This is a genomic window from Paenibacillus nasutitermitis (genome assembly GCF_014641075.1).
Taxonomy (GTDB): Bacteria; Bacillota; Bacilli; order Paenibacillales; family Paenibacillaceae; genus Paenibacillus_Z; species Paenibacillus_Z nasutitermitis.
Window position 1 is genome coordinate 1595345 of the sequence record NZ_BMHP01000001.1, and the last position, 19624, is coordinate 1614968.

Here is a 19624-nt window from a genome sequence, read left to right on the forward strand (position 1 = left end):
CCAATAATTGAAAAAAGGGTGAGAAGAGTAATGAGCAAACAAGCGAACAATATGCTGCGTATAGCTGTCGCCGTCATGCTGCTGATGTCTTTGGTGCTGAGCCTAGCGGGCAGTATGCCCCGGGTTCAAGCGGTCGGCACGACCTATTATGTAAACAATAAGGCGGGATCCGGCTGCAGCAACAGTGGAGCCGGTACGTCGATGGCGGCTCCCTGGTGCGATTTCACCGGCTTCGGCGCGAAAACATTCGCTCCCGGTGACCAGATCCTGCTTGCCCGCGGCGCGGTCTGGAGCAACGGCATGACGCTTGCCGGATCCGGTACCTCGGCCAACCATATCAAGGTGGATGCGTACGGCAGCGGGGCCAAGCCGCAGATCAGCGGAAGCTCGGTAATAACAAGCTACGGCATCATCATGACCAATCCATCCTATTGGGATATCGCCAATCTGGAGATTGCGGCTACCGGAAACGGAATCCGGGTGGAATACAACACGCTAAGCCATGATTCCCTGACATTCAGCAGCATCGACATTCACGATGTTCTCTATACAGGCGGAGGGACTGGCATTGATATCTGGGGTTATCCGACAGTCACCTCGACCTCCCAGTATGTGCTTCGTGATTTGAGAATCAGCAACGTGAACATTACCAGCAACAAGACCGGTCTCTTGCTTCGTGTCGGCAATACCAAATACGATGATCCCAGCGTCACGGCTTATCCGAACATTTTGCAAAATGTGCTGATTGCCAATTGTACCTTCGACAATATCAAGGAAAACGGAATCAGTGCTTTGAATGTGAGCCATCTTACACTGCTGGACACGCGAATTAATAATACGAGCCAGGTTTATTTCCCGCAAGGCACAACGGCCGACTTCTTCGTTCAGGTAGACGATGTCCGTTTTGTCAATTCCATCGTCACCAATACGGCGAATACGGGCAGCTTCGACATGTCCGGCTTTGACAGCGAAGCCTTCAACAACAACATACGTTTCGAGGGCAATTATTTTGGCGGGCATTCGGGTCCGGCCATTGAGTATCTGGCCTTGAACCGTGCAGAAGACTTCAATACCAATAACCTTGTTGCATCCAACGCCTTCTACGGCAACAACCTGTCCGGTAGCAGTATGTTCAAGAGCAGCCTGTTGTTCGTCAATGCCGGCACTACGTATCCGACAAGCATAACCGGTACGGCGCGGGACAACCTGTATTACGAGCCAACCGGTTTTGTTTCCGTTAACACCGGGGCCATTAGCTGGACGTTCACGAACAATTTGGGCGTTGGAGCGACCGATATGTACAACGCCGGCAATGACTACAGCGGCACGGGTAATACGGGAGGCAGCAGCTGTACGGCAGGAAGCCACTGCTGGTCTTATCAGAAATATAATGGGACGTCTTATTCTGCGCTTGCTTATGACTCCGTCAACGGGAGGTGGGGCACAACCGGAGGGTACATGAACCGTTTTAATGTGCTGCCTACAGCTGATTCCAGCGAGTGGCTGGCGCGCGCCTGGACGGCGCCTGTAGCCGGAACGGTCAGTCTTCGCGGTATTGTGCTCAAGAACGATATCGCCGGTGGCGACGGCGTAAGGGCACGGATCACCAAGAATGGCAGCGTCATCTGGCCGACTGCGGGCGGATCGCAATCCGTCGCTTCTAATTACCGCACCGGCTATGAGTCGAAGCTGGATTCGGTCAGCGTGAACGCGGGCGATATTATCCGCTTTGAAGTGAACGGAGGTACCGCCGGCAGCAATACGAATGATTTGACCAGCTGGATGCCGACAGTGGCTTATTCGGTCAAGAATGCTTCACTCGGACTGAAAGCGGAATGGAAGCTGGACGAAACGGCCGGCACATCGGCAAGCGATTCTTCCGGCAGCGGAAATACCGGAACGCTGGTCAACGGACCGGTGTGGACGACCGGTAAGAAGAACAATGCGCTCAGCTTTGACGGCATCGACGATTATATGAATGTGCCGGACAGCGCGGCGCTTGACGGGATGGGGGCGCTGACCGTATCGGCCTGGGTCAATCTGGCGCAGCTGCCGGCTCAATCGTATGACATCGTAGCCAAGGATACGTCGGATTATTCCTATCGTCTACTGATCGGAAGCAACGGACAAGGCCATTTTGCAGTGAACACAACGAACAACGGGTGGTACTCGACAGGCACGGTTGCGGAGATCGATCTTGCGATAACCGCCGGCGGGTGGCATCATCTAGTCGGCACCTATGACGGCTCGAGGCTACAGACTTATGTCGACGGCGTTCCTTCCGGCGTGTCGCCTACGCCAATCTCGGGGACGATCGTAAACGGCTCCTCAGCGGTCAGGCTCGGCTTTACGCCTCATCCCACAATCGACTATTTCAAAGGCAATATCGATGAGGTACGCATCTATGACCGGGCTTTAAGCCCGACGGAAGTAAAAAGCCTGTACGATTCGTATTGATTGATTTATAAGCTTGACGTTTGGACCCGCCTGGGGCATCGCTTGGGCGGGTCCTCTTTTCACAGAACCAGAGGGCTCGCCTGTCTCGGTATATTCTGAACACTCGCATACAACAAAACAATCGGACAAATAAAGCGATGGAATGGCCAAATCAATCGGTATGAGGATCCAGTAAGCTGGTCGTATGGAGTTGGGTGAAGCCCAAGCAACCAATTGACTGAAGTGGAAGTGGGGGTGCCCGCTGTGGCCGGCGTGAAATTTCATCATGTATACAAATTTTATAACAAAGAGGACCGACCCTCGGTGGAAGATTTTCATCTGGATATTGAAGACGGGGAGTTTCTTGTCCTGGTCGGGCCGTCGGGTTGCGGCAAAACAACGACGCTGCGGATGCTGGCAGGACTTGAGGACGTATCCCGCGGGGATATTTATATCGGCGACAAATATATCAATTATGTCTCGCCCAAGAACCGCGATATCGCCATGGTATTTCAAAATTATGCGCTGTATCCGAATCTTTCCGTCTTCGAGAATATGGCCCTGGGCCTCAAGCTGCGCAAAGTGGCGAAACATGAAGTTCAGCTCAGAGTGGACAGAGCGGCCAAAATATTGGAGATCGGAGCGCTGCTCGGTAAACGTCCGAACCAGCTGTCAGGCGGCCAGAAACAGCGGGTTGCACTGGGAAGGGCTATTGTGCGGGAGCCGCAGGTGTTCCTGATGGATGAGCCGCTCTCCAATCTGGACGCGAAGCTGCGCACCCAGACGCGGGCCGAGCTGATCAAGCTGCACAGCCAGCTGCAGACAACGGCGGTGTACGTCACGCATGACCAGACCGAAGCTATGACGATGGGTACCCGGATCGTGGTGATGAAGGACGGACGCATTCAGCAGGTGGCGCCGCCGCAGCAGCTATATGACCGTCCGGTCAATATGTTCGTCGCCGGCTTTATCGGCTCGCCGCAGATGAACTTTATCGAGGGGCAGATGACCGAGCGGGAAGGCGATTATTATTTCGAGAACAAGCGGATGAGACTGGCATTGCCTGCTCAGACCGCCGGGCTCCTGAAGCGTTCGGGCGTTAATCTGCGAAACCTCGTATTGGGTATCAGGCCGGAACATATTCTGATGTCCGCCCATGCGCATGAAACTTATCCGCAATGGAAGGTAAGCGGCATTGTGGAAATGAAGGAGCTGATGGGGGCGGATACGTTCGTGTTCCTCGGCATCGGGCAAACCAAAGACCTGATTTTCCGGGTGGAAGCGCATACGCAGGTACAGCTACAGGAACGGATCGAAGTGGTTGTTTTGTTGGATAAAGCCGTTTTCTTCGAAAAAGAAAGCGGGAAGGCGATCCTCGCAGCTAGGGATGATGGCCGATGATTCGCATCAATCGGTCTGTCGCCACACTAATCGGAATTATCGTGCTTGCCGCAGGCTTTCTGGCTTACCGCTCGCTGACGGCTGAGCAGATTGCCTATCCGGTTATGGCTGCCGCCGCACTTGAATCGGTTCCGGACAAGGAAGCTGAAGCGGGAACTGACGGAGCGGGTGCCGTACCGCCTGCTTACCGGGAGCTTGCGCGCAGCTATCCGCAGCCGGGAGACGGCCTTGGGGAGGCGGTTGTCATAACGGCCTCCTCCTACAGCGGCAAGTCATCCGATGCGGCAATCGAACAGACAGAGGAGGAGGGCGGCGGGGATACGGCATTGGCCTGGAACAATGACCAAGGCTGGGTAGAGTGGCATTTCCGCATTCCGGAGGATGGCCTGTACCAGCTGCAAATACAATATGCACCGCAGTCCGGCAGCTACGATTCCATTATGCGGGGTTTTCAGATCGATGGGAGCTATCCGTTCGAGGAAGCAAAGTCCCTTGCGCTGGACCGTTATTGGAAGGACTCGCAATTTCCATACGTGAAAAACAAGCTTGGCAACGAAATACGTCCCGTACAAACGGAAATCGGCGGCTGGAAATCGGGGACGATCAGCAATTACGCCGTTTCATCGGAGCCGCTAATGTGGCAGCTTTCCGGAGGAGAGCATGTACTGCGGATGACGGCAGGCAGCGGGCAGTTGAAGCTTGCGTCTTTAAGCTGGACCCCAGCTAAGATTGCCCCGGCGTATGAGCAATATCTATCCGAAGCGGAAGGAACCGGCACGTCCGCGCCGGGAGAGCCTTGGTTTCACATCTATGAAGCTGAGAAATTCAGCAGCAAATCGAAACCGGGCATCCAGACGGCTTCCGTCCGCGAACCGGCTGTCTCCCCGGATCCGAAGGGGCGCATCGTCTACAACGCGATTGGCGGAGAGCGCTGGAAGAATGCCGGCGAATGGGTGGAATGGACCATGGAGGCACCCAGGGACGGTTTCTATGAAATCGAGCTGAAATATGCGCAGACCTGGCGCAGCAAAAGCAATGTTTACCGGACCGTCGCCATCGACGGCAAAGTCCCTTTCCGCGAGCTGCTACATTACAAGCTGCCGGAAACCGGCCATCTCGAGCTGCTACCCCTTCAGGACGGGGAGGGCCGTCCCTACCGTATTTACCTGAAGCGGGGAGCGCATACGATTCGTTTAACTGCAGATGCGACGCAGTTAGAACCGGCAGCCGAAGCGATGAAGAAATCGATCGCCGAACTGAATTCGTTCGACCGCAAGATCCGCCAAATCTCCGGAAATTACGGCTTTGGACGGGGAGGAACGAATATCGACGTGAACCGGACCTGGAATTTGGCCACCTATTATCCGGGCATTGAAGAAGACTTGAACGCGATGCTCGTAAGGCTGAACCAGACGGCGGCATATCTGGAGGGCGTGCATCAGAACCGGACCGATGCCGTGACTTCGATCCGGGTGGTCGTCGACACGCTTCAAGACTACCTGAATGATATCGATGGCATTCCGGACCGGATTGCCGATCTGTCTGTGGCCCAGAGCTCGCTTGCCCTTTGGCTCAATCAACAGACCGACCAGCCCTTGATGCTGGATTATATCGTACTGCGTACGCCCGGCGCGCAAACCGGCTTGAAAACGGCAAGCACCGCAAGTTATCTCTGGTATTCAGCCGTTGATTTCGCGCGCACCTTCACGATGTCTTATAACGAGAAGTCGCTCAACAAAGAGGACGCCATTACCATCTGGGTACAGCGGGGCAGGGATTACGCCGATTTGCTGAACCAGATGATCGAGCAGGAATTTACGCCGCAGACGGGGATTACGGTTAACGTGAATCTGATGCCCAATCCCAATGCGCTGATTCTGAGCAACGCCGCCGGCGACCAGCCTGACCTGGTATTGGGCGTATCCGGCGATATGCCGGTCGATTATGCAATGCGGGGCGCCGTGGAGGATCTGTCCGGCTATGAAGGTTTCGACGAAGTCATGCAGCGGTTTATTCCAGGCGTCATGAATGGGTACCGCTTTAACGGCGGTGTCTACGGGCTCCCGGAAATTCAGAACTTTTCCGCCCTCTATTACCGCTCGGATATTTTGTCGGGACTCGGTCTTGAGCCTCCTGACACCTGGGAGGACGTATACAGAATGCTGCCGACGCTGCAGGAGCAGGGTATGGCGTTCTATTATCCGCCCAAGGATTTCGCAACCTTGTTTCTGGAGAATAAAGCGAGTTTCTATAACAAGACGGGTACCGGAACCCTGCTCGGGGAGAAGAACGCGCTTCATGCTTTCACCCAATGGAGCGAGTTGTTCGGAAAATATTTGTTCCCGCAGGATGTGCCGTCGTTTCTCGAGCATTTCCGCAAGGGCGACGTTCCGATCGGAATTGCCGATTTCTCGACCTATATCATGCTGAATGTTGCCGCTCCGGATATTGCAGGCCAGTGGAAAATGGCCCCTCTGCCAGGGATCAAAAATTCGGGTGGTGTGGTCGAACGCTGGGCGCAGCAGCCGACATCGGCTGCGATGATCATGAAGAAAAGCGATAAGAAACAGCAGGCCTGGCAGTTTATGAAATGGTGGACCGCAACCGATGTACAGCGCCGTTATGGCAGCGACATCGAGTCCTATTATGGTTTGGAGTACCGTTGGAATACAGCTAATGTCAATGCGCTGTTATCAATGCCATGGCCGCAGCAGGATCTCTCCGCCATGAAGGAGCAGCTCCGCTGGGGGAGCAATGTGCCGATCGTGCCGGGCCATTATTTCCTGCCGCGAATTATGGATTTCGCCTGGAACGACGCCGTGCTGCGGGCCGTACCGGCCAAGGAAGCGCTGGAGGCCGGTGCCAGCGATCTGGAGCGCGAGATGAGACGGAAGCAGGATGATTTCGGCTTGCCGCCGGACACCGATCTTCAAGTCCCTGAAGCTCTTAAGCCGTATGACTTTTCAATTGCAGGAGGTGCAAACCCGTGAATCCGTCTGTCAACACGCCTGTCCATTCATCTGTCCGGAAAGCGCGTGCCGCAGCTGCCCCCATGCACAATTTGAACCGATTTGTCCGCGAGCTGTGGCGGGACCGGATTCTGTATCTGTTTCTTGCACCGTTCCTGCTTTCGTTCGCCGTCTTCATTCTTGTGCCGGTCATGATGGCAGCGCTGCTCAGCTTTACTTCCTTCAACGGATTCGCTTTCCCGCGGCTGGTGGGACTGGATAATTTCATTGCGATTATTTCCCAGGATAAAGTATTCCTGAAATATGCGCTGCCCAATACGCTGAAGTTCGCCATCATCGTCGGGCCGGGCGGCTATCTGCTCAGCTTCGCCTTCGCCTGGCTGATTCACCAGCTGCCCAAGCGGGTGCGGGATTACTACACACTTGCGTTCTACGCCCCTTCCCTGGCTGGCGGCGTAGCGCTGGTAGTGGTGTGGGCGGCAGCCTTCAGCGGGGACCGTGTCGGGTATATGAATCATCTGCTGCTGCAAATGGGCTTCATCGATTCACCGGTGTTGTGGCTGCAGGACCCGCGTTATTTGATGAAAATCATGATTGTCGTCTCACTCTGGACCAGCTTCAGCATCGGGTTTCTGGCGATTCTTGCCGGCCTGCAGACCGTTAGCAGAGAGCTATATGAAGCAGGACGGATCGATGGCATCAAAAGCCCGCTGCAGGAAGTGTTTTATATCACCATTCCTTCAATCCGGCCGCAAATGCTGTTCAGCGCGGTTATGACGATTGTCGGGACGCTGAAAGCGGGAGCGATATCCGTCCAGTTGACCGGTCAGCCGATCACGCCGATGTACGGGGGTCATCTGATGATCAATCATATCGACGATTACGCTTACTTGCGTTTTGAGCTTGGGTACGCTTCAGCCTTGTGCGTCATGCTGCTTGTGGTCAGCTTTCTCGTCCTGAGGTTTTGCTACCGGCTGTTTTTGCCAAAGGAGGACGAATAGAACGTGAACTTCTCCATTAAACGCTTGCGCACCGGACCTATCCTCCTGCTGGTCGCCCTTACGGCACTTGCGCTGTTCATGTTGCTGCCGATCGTGTTTCTGTTCAATCATGCATTCAAGCCGCTTAACGAACTTTTTCTGTTCCCGCCGCGGTTTCTCGTGAGCCATCCAACCGTTCAAAATTTCGAGAGGCTGCTGGGATCGACCTCAGGCGATCTGGTGCCCTTCACCCGCTATCTGTTCAACAGCGTGTTTGTCGTATGCACAGCGCTGGTTGCCGTGGTTGTGGTCAGCTCAATGGCCGCTTATGTGCTGGCCAAATACCGGTTTCACTTTAAAGCTTTTATTATGTCGCTCATTTACGTCTCCCTGATGTTCGCTTCGGAGACGGTACAAATTCCGCGTTACCTGATCATCAGCGGTCTTGGCATCAATGATACGTATTTCGCCCATATCCTGCCTTTTGTCGCTGCGCCTGTGTCCGTATTCCTGCTGATCCAGTTTATCGGGCAAATTCCCGACGCGCTTCTGGAGGCAGCCAAAATCGACGGAGCATCGGAGTGGGGCATATTCATCCGTATCGTCATGCCGCTGGCTATGCCGGCAGTCGCCACCGTATCTATTCTTACGTTCCAGGCGGTATGGGGCGATACGGAAGCATCGACGTTATTCATTCACGATGAAACGCTCAAGACGCTGCCGGCCTATGTGCAGACACTCGGCAACGCGGCGCAGAACAGCGTTTCCGGCCAAGGCATGATGGCCGCGGCCGGACTCATGATGTTCCTGCCGAACCTGGTCATTTTTCTGCTTTTCCAGGGCAGGGTGATGGAGACCATGATCAGCTCGGGCATTAAAGAATAAAGAAGGGGGCAAGCAAAGCAAATGTCATCCATCACAAAAATACTGGCGCTGCTCGGCATTTTCTTCTTGCTCCTGCCCGCGGCCGCTTCCGCATCGCTGCCGTACTGGACGGAGTATATCATCACCTCGACAGGCCAGACCTGGGGAACGCAGCCGTTGTATACGCCGCGTCTTGCGGTTACAGGCATCGGCGAAGGGGGTACCCCGGCTTTGTCGGAGCCGAGCGATCTGTATATTACGGCTGATGACAGCGTCTATGTCGCCGATACCGGCAATAACAGGATCGCCGTCCTGGACCGCACGGGCAACTATATCCGGCAGATCGGCGCGGAGGAAGGAGAAGGCAAGCTGAATGCGCCGGAAGGCGTTTACGTGACCGGCGACGGAACGGTTTATGCAGCGGATACCGGCAACCGCCGGATCGCGGTGTACGACAGCGGCGGAACATTTGTCCGCGCATTCGGCAAGCCGGAATCGGAGCTGCTGCCGGAATCGTATTATTTTGTTCCGGCCAAGGTGGCTGTCGATGAACGCAGTACCATCTATGCGGTATCCAAAGGTTCTTATCAGGGGATCGTGCGAATGAACGCTCAAGGTGCATTTACCGGATTTTTCGGAGCCAACAAAGCAAGCTTGAGCTTCACGCAGTGGATCCAGCGCCAGGTGCTGTCCAAAGAGCAGCTAAAGAAAGAGAAAGCCGCGCTTCCCGGCGAGGTCGGCAATATCGCAATAGACCGGGACGGTTTCCTGCTGACGGCTAATTTCGGCGTATTCAGCGGACAGATCAAGAAGCTGAATGCCGGCGGAGTCGACATGCTTGGCGGCATTACCCTGGAGAAGCTGGATCAGCTGGTGGATGTCGCGGTGGATCCCAACGGCTTTCTGTTCTCGCTGGCCCGCAACCCTGACAACACAGTAGGGATTTATGACCCGTCCGGGCGCCCGTTGTTTCGCTTCGGGGGCATCAGCACTCAGGCAAGCAGACTGGGGTTGTTCAGTTTCCCGACCGCCATTGCGCTGAGCTCAGAGCAGGAAATCTGGATCGCGGACAGCAAGCTGAATACGATTCAGGTATTCGCACCGACCGAATTCGGGCTGACGATCCTCAAAGCGATGGCACTGTATGACAAAGGATATTACGCGGACAGTGAGACTGGCTGGAGGAAGGCCGTCGGATTGAACGAAATGATCGACGCCAGTTACAAAGGACTGGGCGAAGCCGCATTGTACGGCAAACGTTACAGTGAATCCTTGGCCTATTTCAAGCTGGGAGGGGATGCCAAAGGCTATTCGGAATCATTCTGGAATGTCCGGCTGGATTGGATCAGGAGCTACCTCGCGGTTACCGCTGCGGCCGCTCTCGCTGTAGGGTTGATCCTGCGGTTCGCGAAGCGGCCTCTGGCCGCATATGCGGCGGATCATCTGAGCCTGCCGCAAGGTATGCGCAAATACCGGCAGGAGTGGCGCGATTTCCGGTATGTCATGCTGCATCCGTATGAAGGCTTTTACCGGATCAAAGAACGCAAAGTTTCCTATCTCACCTTACTGATTATTATGCTGCTGGCGATCGCATTGACGGTTTGCCGCACCTACTGGACCGGTTTTGTGTTTGATCCGGAACCTGCCGCCTTCAAGGATCCGTGGACCCCGCTGCTGAAACTGCTGGGCGTTTGGTCCACCTGGGTGGTCGCCAACTATCTGGTCAGTACGGTTAAGGACGGCGAGGGCCGCTTTCGGGAAGTGCTGCAGGCCAGCGTATATGCCCTAGTTCCTTACATACTTCTGATGGCGCCGGTGATTGTGCTGACGAATATCGTGGTGCTGGAAGAGCGCATCATTGTTGACGGCCTATTGCAGGTCATGTGGCTGTGGGTAGCGCTGCTGTTGTTTGTCATGACGCAGGTCATCCACAATTTCGACTTTATGGAAGCGTTCAAAAATTCACTGATTACGCTGTTTACGATTGTTGTTATCTGGGTGCTGCTGATTATATTGGGGGCGCTTTCCTATAACGTTTATAACTTCATCTACGAGCTGACAAGGGAGGTGGGCCAATATGTTTGAGGTTGGCGGGCAACTCATGCGCCGGATCAGACCCACCGGCTGGATCGTCATTGCTGCGGTTTTTATGCTGCTTCTTGTCTGGGGAATCAGAGCCTCGGGCAGCGAACATGTGCCGGATTTGGATGAAATGAAGCTGGAAATTCCGTCGAAGGCGTTCCTGCCTGCCGCCCTTGGCGAGAACTGGGTACCCGGACAACCCGATGCGGATGGTTACATCCAGGTTGACGAGAATAAACGGTTTGTGCTTTATCTCGATCCGGCAGCCGGAGGCGGAATCGCCGTTCGCAACAAACAATCGGGCTATTTATGGCGCAGCAGCCCGACAGCGGAGCAGCTCGCAGGCGAGAAGGTGAAAGGACTTCTGCTCTCCAATCTGAAGTCGCCGTTCATTCTGGAATACCATGAAGCCGGCAAGACGCAGCGGCAGAAGGTCAATGCGGCGGACAAAAATATGACGATCGGCTACCAGCGTGCCGCAAGTGCGGTGCAGGTTGATTACAGTCTCCCGAAGCTGAAGCTGTCGTTCGCCATCCGGTACACGCTTACCGGTGAAGGACTGGAGGTGAGTGTGCCGTCGCAGAGCATTCGCGAGGAAGGAAGCATGTTTATCGTCTCGCTGCAGGTGCTTCCTTTTTTCGGTGCGGTGCAAAGCGGAGGGGGCGATAGCGGGTATCTGTTTGTGCCTGACGGACCGGGCGGACTGATTCACTTTGACGACAACCGCACGCCGGGAGGCAAAGGCTACCGCTATCCGCTTTACGGCAGCGGGCTTACCGGCAATACAGATGCGGAGAAGGTACGGCAGACATCTGTTGCTTATCCTGTCTTCGGGCTCAAGCGCGGCAATGACGCATTCGTCGCGGTCATGAAGAGCGGTCAGTATGAAAGCTATGTAACGGCTCAGCCGGCCGGCATCGTCTCCAGCTTCAACGCGGTCAGCGTGGAATGGGTGTACCGCAACGAGTACGGTCAGCGGCTGAGCAAGCTGAGCGCTCCGGTCAATACGATCGAGCGAGAGCGGCTGGACCGTGATCGCACGGTCGAATACCGGCTGCTGTCGGGAAGCGATGTCGGTTATGTGGAAATGGCGGCATCTTACCGGAGTTATTTGCAGGATGCAGGCAGGCTGCCCGGAATGATCGGGCCTGGCGAGAAGATTCCCTTGGAGTTGACGCTTCTTGGCGGGAATTCCGGCAAAGCGGCGTTTGGCTCCCGTTATGCCGCAGCCACCACCTTCAAGCAGGCGGAGGCAATGGTCGGTGAGTTAAAAGAAGGGGGAGTCGAGCGGATGAATATTATCCTGCAGGGCTGGGAGAAAGGCGGCGACCGCGGACAGCCGGATATTTTCCCGGTGGAGCAGGCATTAGGCGGCAGCAAGGGAGCTGAAGCGTTTATCGATCGCATGCATGAATCCGGCTACAAAGTGCTGTTCGAGCATGGTTTTGTCTGGTATGACGAAGCGGCAGACGGGATCTCTGCCAGAACGGACGGCATCCGCAGTATGGACGGCACGGTATTGCTCATGGACGGCGATATTGCGATGGCGCCGGCCCGTTCGGCCGGCCGGGCTTATCAGGCTGTGAACGAGCTGAAGCAGCTTGGCGCCGACGGTATCCTCTTCGGCAGTTACGGCAGTCTGCTGTACCACGACCGCAACCAGGCGGCCAAGGCTGAGCGGGATGATACCGCCGCGCTGTTCGAAAGCGTCATGCGGTATGCTCAGCGTCAATTGGGCAGCGCCTCGGTGAACGGCGGATACGATTATACGCTGGGCTCTGTCGACGGTATTGCCCGGCTTCCTTTCGAGACCAGCTACGATATGAATGTGGACGAAACGGTTCCTTTCTACCCGATTGTGCTGCATGGATCGCTGCCCTATTCGTTCTCACCCGGCAATTTGCGCGACCGTTACGACGAGGAGCTGCTGAAATCGATTGAATATGGGGCCGTACCGTCTTTTGTACTCACTTACGAGCCTTCCATCAATATCCGCTACACGCTGTCCAATGACTTGTATAGCACCCATTTCACCAAATGGAAAGACAGAGTGATAGCGGAATACGGCAAGTTTGTCGAGCTTTCATCCGTTTACGACCAAATGATTGTCGGCCACCGCAAGAAGGCGGAAGGCATCTATATTACCACCTATGCCAACGGCATTCAGGTAGAAGTTGATTATAAAACGCTCACGTTCCGCGTAGATAAGGAGGATTCAAATGGCCGCAGCCGGTAAAGCCAAGCTGGAACAGCGTACAGGCGGGAGAACGGGGCGGCAGCTGTACAAGTGGCGGGAGTATGGGACGGGGTATCTGTTTATGCTTCCTTGGGTGATCGGATTCGGAGTGTTCACCGCCTTCCCGTTGGGGTGGTCGCTGTATATGAGCTTCCACACCGTTTCCTTTAATGCTACAGGATTCACATACCGCTTCGTAGGGTTTGATAATTTCATGCGGGTGCTGTTCGAGGACAGCGAATATACCGTGAAAATGATTCTTTACTTCCAGGAAATGATTCTGATCGTTCCGTTGATTATCATATTCTCGTTTCTCGTTTCGATTTTGCTCAATCAGAAATTTCCGGGCCGGATGCTGCTTCGCGCCGTGTTCTTCCTGCCGGTCATCTTCGCAACCGGCCAGGTGCTGCTGGAGCTGTTCCGTCAGGGGCAGGGCGAGCTGCCCTTCATCAGCCAATACGGACTTGAGCCGCTTGTGGCGAACGCCGTCGGCAAGCAGTTCGCCGAGCCGGTGCTGAATGTACTCAGCCAGGCCGTAATCATCCTCTGGTACTCAGGCGTGCAGATTCTGATCTTCATTGCCGGGTTCCAGACGATTCCGGGCGCCATCTATGAAGCGGTCCGAATCGACGGGGCATCACCCTGGGAGAGCTTTTGGAAAATAACGCTTCCCGGCATGAAACCCTATATCGGACTATGCACCTTGTACACCCTTGTCGATCTGTTTACATTTCCGTTTAATCCCATTATGGAGCTGGTGAGCAAACATATGTTCAAGCAGGATACCGGATATGGCTATTCCAGCGCGATGGCCTGGCTGTATTTTGCGGGCGTGCTGCTGCTGATGCTGCTGGTGATCTGGTTCACCAGCCGGGCTGGCAAAGAAAGGCGGGGATAACGATGAAGTCCGATGCGAATGTCCATAAGAACAAGGCCCCCCGTCTCTTCCCCGGTTCCAGTCTGCGGTCGGCTGCAGCCTTTGTGCAAGGCAAGCAGGGGCAAAAGATCAAGCTGGCGCTGCTGGGCAAGCATACAAATGACGGTTGGATTGCGCGTATCCTCATCTATCTTGTGCTGTTTGTGGTTGCCTTTCTATATTTGCAGCCGCTGCTTTATATCGTAACGACGATGTTCAAAAGTCTTAGCGATCTGATCGATCCGACGGTCAACTACTTGCCGAGGGACTGGAATCTGGACAATATCGTCAAAGCATGGCGGGGATTGAAGTATCCGCAAGCGTTCACCAGCACCTTGACGATTGCCCTGGGCTGCTCGATTTTTCAGGTCTTCGTATGCGCGGTAACAGGTTATGCGCTGGCAAGGCTCCATTTTCCCGGGCGCAATCTGCTGTTCTTTCTCGTTATGGTGACGTTCCTGATCCCGCCGCAGGTGTATGTCATTCCACTGTTCGTCATCTACGGCAAGCTGGGACTAATCAACACGCCGTTCGTTTTCCTGATTCCGGCGCTGCTTGGACAGGGACTGCGGAGCGCGCTGTTTATCATTATTTTCCGCCAGTTTTTTATCGGCCAGCCGCAGGCGCTGGTGGAAGCCGCGAAGCTGGACGGCGCTTCGGCATTCCGTCTGTTCTGGCGGATTATGCTCCCTTTGTCCTCATCGGCTTGTGTGGTCGTGTTTCTGTTCTCGTTCATCTGGTATTGGAACATGTATTACGAAGCGTCGATGTTTCTGTCGGGAAGCTTCACGCCGCTCTCGATCCGGCTGGACAATCTGGAGCTGGTGCTGACCGGCAATCAGTTCAATGCGCTGAATATTCAGCTTAACCCGGTAACCGAAGGCGCCAAGATGGCAGCCGCTTTCCTCATTCTGCTGCCTCCATCGCTTGTGTATATGGCGGCACAGCGGTGGTTTACCGAAGGAATCGAGCGTACCGGGCTGGTGGAATAGCTGGCTTTTGCAGGAGAGTGGGTACGCAGACTGGATAAGGAAATGTATTTGCCCCAGAGAGGGTGCGTTGTTTTTATTCCTTGAGAGGAGGTGGTGCAGGATGTAATCGCTTCGAGACAGCGATCCGTAACTGCGGGAGTATGAAGCAGAATGAAAGAAAAGCCTGTAAGAATGAACCATTAAAGCGAATCAGGGGACCGTTCATTGAAGAGGAAACAATCAACCACATTGGAGGATACGAGTATGGGGATAAAGAGGAAATACAGCCGGATGTCGTTTACGGTCACATTAATTCTTTTGATGATTTTCGCGCTGGCGATGAGCGCCTGCTCAAGCAATACCGATGGGACGAAGACGGGCAATACCGCCGGAGAAGGCAATAAGCAGACGAATTCGGGGACAAACAACACTTCGGAGAAGCAAAATGACGAGCCGGCCGAGCCGGAGAAACATGATCCGGTTACGCTGACGATCATCAACAACTGGACCGGCGAGGAGCCGGGGGTAAAATCGATGATCGAGGATTTCCAGAAGCATTATCCATGGATCACGATCAAAATCGAAACGGTGCTTGAAGGGCCTGCTGCCAAAGTGGCCAAAGCGGTTGCCCTGCAGGCCGCCGGGACACCTGCAGACATTATCGGGGCGGATGAACTGACCTCCGGGCAGGAACTGTTCGAAGATCTTGGCCCATGGCTGGATAAAGACGCCGATCTGAAAAGCGTTAATTTCCCTGTCAGCTTCCTGAATGCTTACAAAGTAGGCGGCAAACAATTGGCGCTGCCTGGAGCAAATGCCGCTCCATTCCTTTTCTTCGTCAATAAAGACCTGCTGGCAAAGCATGGCTTGGAGATGCCTTCACCGGATTGGACGTATGATGATTTGCTCAATATGGCCAAACAGGCGACTGATCCGGCTGCAGGTGAATGGGGGCTTGCTCCGTCCATAGGCATTTCCCGGTATTTGCCCAGTGCTTTGGCTATCGCCAACGGGCATGCTGCCAATCATACCTTCCTCAATGAAGATATGAGCAAAAGCGTAGCGAGCACGCCTGAAGTATTGGCTGACGTGCAGTGGGTGCAGGAGCTGCAAACCAAACACCACGTCATTCCCGATCGCGCCAAAGCGACGGAGCAAAGCTTGTCGGATGCATTTATGCAGGGCAAGGCGCTGTTTGATTCGAACGGAGTCTGGTATACCGGCAACCTCCGCGATCAAGCCCAGTTCGATTGGGATGTACTCCCATATCCGAAAGGATCGGTCTCGCAGCCGACAACGCTGTTCAATGCGCCGTTCACGATGTTAAGCGCTTCCAAGCATAAAGAAGAAGCCTGGTTGTATTACAAATATGGCTTGTCCAAGGAAGGCATTAAATTCGCTATCGATGACGGCCAGACGCCTTGGGGACTTGACCAGGAGCAGCAGGACTACCTTTTATCCAATAAAGCTTGGGAAGGGAAAAATACCGATACGATTAAGCAGCTGTACACCGGAGAAACATGCTGCGCGAATGTAGGAGCAAACATTAAAGATTTCGGCGATTATTACAATACGATTTATGGCGGGCTGGATCAAATTCTGCTGGACTCGGCCAAAGTCAGCGATATCTTCTTGCCGGCTGCCGATAAATTCAACTCCAGCCGTTAATCGGCGATGCATTTAGATGCACATAATGTAACGATATGACCTTACTGTTGTCCGCCTGTTCTGAAAAAGTGCAGGCGGATTTCACGGATAAGGTCTTTTATCCGGCGGCTGATATCACAGCAGAATGTGGCTTTGGCTGAAACGTTATTAGAAGGAGGAAGAAAGGAATGGCAGAATCCTACGTTCCCGAGCCCAGACCTGCCGAGACCCGATACCTGGTTGGTGCTCATTATTTTCCAGGCTGGAAGCAGGGGGAGCATTTTGGATGGGAGCTTATTGAACCGTATCCGGAGCGGCGGCCGCTGCTCGGATTATATGATGAAGGCAATCCCGAGGTGGCGGATTGGGAAATCAAATGGGCGCTGGAGCATGGCATCGGCTTTTTTGTTTATTGCTGGTACCGGGACAAAGGGAATACAGGTTATACGGTCACAGATGATTCGGTATACCTCGCGCATGCGCTTCATGACGGATTTATGCAGGCGCGTTATGCCGACCGATTCAAGTTCGCCATCATGTGGGAGAATGAGAATGCGGGCGGAGCGGATTCCGAATCGGATCTGCTGGACAATCTGTTTCCTTATTGGCTGGAGCGGTATTTCAGCCATCCAAGCTATTTGACGATCGACGGAAAGCCAGTTCTGTATGTCTATCATATCGACAAGTTAATCGATCAGTTAGGCGGTACCGGGAAAGTCCGCGAGGCGTTGTGCATTCTGGAAGCCAAATGCAGGGAAGCCGGATTTCAAGGGTTGACCGCCCAATGCGAATACAGAGGGACCGATCCCGAAATGCTCGCACGCATCGCCGCTTGCGGATTTACCCATAGCTTCGCTTATTGCTGGCATACCGCACAGACCAGGCCGGAGCCAGAGCAGGCAGCCGGAAGCCAGCTGGATGCGATGAAGCTGCGGGCGGAATTTGACACACGCGGATTTGTGCCGACCGTCTCGGTGGGTTGGGATCCGCTGCCCTGGCATTACGGACGCGGGGGCCGCACGCCGGATGAGGTGACGCGTTGGACTCTGGGGCCGGACGAATACCGGCAGGTTCTGTCCGAAACAAAATCGTTGATGGACAGCTTGCCCGAGGATAGTCTTGGCAGCCGAATGCTGCTGCTCGATAACTGGAATGAGTGGGGAGAAGGCCATTATATCGCTCCTCATGAACAAGGCGGATTCCGTTATTTGCAGGCTGTACGCGACGTTTTTGCGGCCGATAGCGGCAATGTACCGGATTATCGCACGCCGGATCAGTTGGGATTCGGTCCTTATGATTCCCTCTACCGGAAAGCAAGAGAACAGGGATTGCTTGCAACAGATGATGTCCGCGTCCTACAGGCACGGGATTATGGAGCCGTACCGGATAGCAGCTCCGATGCCGGGCCTGGCATCCGCGCTGCTATCGAAGCGGCTCGCGTACAAGGGGGGCCAGCTATTATCCGCCTGGAGCGGGGACGTTATCTTGTAAACGGCGAAGAAGGCGAGCGAGCAGCAATCATGATCCAGGCAGCCCGGAATCTGACGCTGCGCGGAGAAGGCAGCGATACGGTGATCGTCGTGACCAATCCCCGGATCGGGGGAGTCGAGGTGCAGGATAGCGAGAATGTGCTCCTGGCCCATTTCGCCGTCGATTATGATCCACTGCCTTACACGCAGGGAACCGTTACGGCCGTTGATGAAGAAAAAGGGATGTACGAGGTTGCGATCGATCCGGAATACCGGCTCCCGAGCGAATCCTATTTTTATATATCCGAGGGACTATGGGGGCTGCTTGTGAACAACGAGGATCCGCTGACTGCCCGCTATGGACCACATCCGCTGTTTACCACCTCATGGGAGCATGTTCGTGACCGGGTATGGAGATTCCATTCCGCCGATCACGCAATGATGCGAAGTGCTGAGATGAAGGTTGGGGATCGGTATGCCCATATGGCCCGCCGTCATTCAGAGAGCGCAATCAATTTCTGGCGCACCCGCAAAGCGGCAGTTGACGGTGTGACCATCTATGCCGGTCCTTCGCTTGCGTCGATATGGGGACAGAACGAAGATGTCTCGATCCGGGCGCTTCGTGTAGAAGTACTACCGGGATCTGGACGGCTTCTATCTGCCAATGGAGATGGCATCCATAATCTGGGAACACGCGGCGGATTATTGATCGAGCAGTGCTCATTCGAAGGAATGGGCGATGACGCGATCAACATTCACGCCAGAGCCGGAGCCATAGTTGAAGCGTCTGAGGGAACGGATCTGGTCATCAGAGGCGGCTTGTTCCAGGCGGATGCAGGCGACATGCTGCAGATTTATGACCCTGGGAGCGGCTGCATCCGGGCTGAAGTGCAAGTCAAGAACGCGGAACCGGATGGTCCTGGGAAATATCTCGTCAAGCTGCAGCGGAGTGTAGAAGGCATTGCTGCGGGAGCCGGCTTCCATGATGCGGATCATGTCTACAACCTGTCCGCCTGCGGGCAGGGAGCCATAATCCGCGGCAATTATTTCGGCCGGCATCGCGGACGTGGTGTGCTGCTCAAGACTGTCAACGCCACGGTTGAAAACAATATCTTCGAGAATGTGGAAGGGTGGGGAGTGGCGGTTCAACACGAGCCGGATTGGGAGGAAGGACCGGTCTCCCATGACATTACGATTCGCGGCAATACGTTTCGCGGGGTGGGATACGGTGGCTGGGTACCGGCAGTATACATTGCGGCGATGGCGCTGACGGGCGCGCCTGCCAATATCAAGAGGGGGAGGGCAACCAGAGGCATTACGATTGCCGGCAATCAGTTCCTCAATCCGCGGAATGTCATTGTGGACGCCCAGTCTGCCGAATCGATCGTACTATGCGATAACAGGATATCGTTCACTGATGGCGAATCGGCAGCAGGACAGCCAGCTATCTTGCTCGATAATGTCCACGGCATCCGTATCGAACGGCTCGCTATCGATCTGCCGGGCAGCGAAGCCTATACGGCGCTTCATATTAAGCCTGATGTTGATAGCGGGGTAGATGGGGTTCGAATCACCGATATTCGCAGGGAACCTGCAGGTTCGGGGCCGCTGGAGATCAAGGATGGGCGCAGCTAATCTGCTGTATGCGAAATA

The 19624-nt window shown here is 54.7% G+C and carries 11 protein-coding genes; all 11 read left to right on the plus strand.

Annotated features, from left to right (window positions below):
* The first annotated feature begins 30 nt into the window (after window positions 1-30).
* The 11 genes from IEY46_RS06795 to IEY46_RS06845 all read left to right on the plus strand — a co-directional run bounded on the left by IEY46_RS06795 (window position 31) and on the right by IEY46_RS06845 (window position 19606).
* The gene (locus tag IEY46_RS06795; RefSeq protein WP_188990370.1) at window positions 31-2457 is read left to right on the plus strand and encodes a LamG domain-containing protein; all 2427 of its coding nucleotides are present in this window, start codon (window positions 31-33) and stop codon (window positions 2455-2457) included.
* Between the two features lie 243 nt (window positions 2458-2700).
* Complete coding sequence (locus tag IEY46_RS06800) at window positions 2701-3837, plus strand: ABC transporter ATP-binding protein (protein WP_188991754.1); 1137 nt, start codon at window positions 2701-2703, stop codon at window positions 3835-3837.
* On the plus strand, window positions 3834-6827 hold the full coding sequence (locus IEY46_RS06805; RefSeq protein WP_188990372.1) for an extracellular solute-binding protein: 2994 nt from the start codon (window positions 3834-3836) through the stop codon (window positions 6825-6827). Before IEY46_RS06800 ends, IEY46_RS06805 begins: the two co-directional genes overlap by 4 nt.
* The gene (locus IEY46_RS06810) at window positions 6824-7807 is read left to right on the plus strand and encodes a carbohydrate ABC transporter permease (RefSeq protein WP_229750111.1); all 984 of its coding nucleotides are present in this window, start codon (window positions 6824-6826) and stop codon (window positions 7805-7807) included. The genes IEY46_RS06805 and IEY46_RS06810 overlap by 4 nt, the downstream gene beginning before the upstream one ends.
* Before the next feature lie 3 nt (window positions 7808-7810).
* Window positions 7811-8671 carry a carbohydrate ABC transporter permease gene (locus IEY46_RS06815; RefSeq protein WP_229750112.1) on the plus strand — a complete coding sequence of 287 codons (861 nt, stop codon included), beginning with the start codon at window positions 7811-7813 and terminating at the stop codon, window positions 8669-8671.
* A 21-nt stretch (window positions 8672-8692) separates the two neighbouring features.
* On the plus strand, window positions 8693-10735 hold the full coding sequence (locus tag IEY46_RS06820) for a YIP1 family protein (RefSeq protein WP_188990374.1): 2043 nt from the start codon (window positions 8693-8695) through the stop codon (window positions 10733-10735).
* Window positions 10728-12968, plus strand: a complete 2241-nt coding sequence (locus IEY46_RS06825; RefSeq protein ID WP_188990376.1) for a DUF5696 domain-containing protein — start codon at window positions 10728-10730, stop codon at window positions 12966-12968. The genes IEY46_RS06820 and IEY46_RS06825 overlap by 8 nt, the downstream gene beginning before the upstream one ends.
* Complete coding sequence (locus IEY46_RS06830) at window positions 12952-13866, plus strand: carbohydrate ABC transporter permease (RefSeq protein WP_229750113.1); 915 nt, start codon at window positions 12952-12954, stop codon at window positions 13864-13866. The genes IEY46_RS06825 and IEY46_RS06830 overlap by 17 nt, the downstream gene beginning before the upstream one ends.
* 2 nt (window positions 13867-13868) lie before the next feature.
* Window positions 13869-14876, plus strand: a complete 1008-nt coding sequence (locus IEY46_RS06835; protein ID WP_188990378.1) for a carbohydrate ABC transporter permease — start codon at window positions 13869-13871, stop codon at window positions 14874-14876.
* Between the two features lie 204 nt (window positions 14877-15080).
* Window positions 15081-16523, plus strand: a complete 1443-nt coding sequence (locus IEY46_RS06840; protein WP_188990380.1) for an ABC transporter substrate-binding protein — start codon at window positions 15081-15083, stop codon at window positions 16521-16523.
* Between the two features lie 167 nt (window positions 16524-16690).
* Window positions 16691-19606 carry a glycoside hydrolase family 99-like domain-containing protein gene (locus IEY46_RS06845; RefSeq protein ID WP_188990382.1) on the plus strand — a complete coding sequence of 972 codons (2916 nt, stop codon included), beginning with the start codon at window positions 16691-16693 and terminating at the stop codon, window positions 19604-19606.
* Window positions 19607-19624 lie beyond the last annotated feature (18 nt).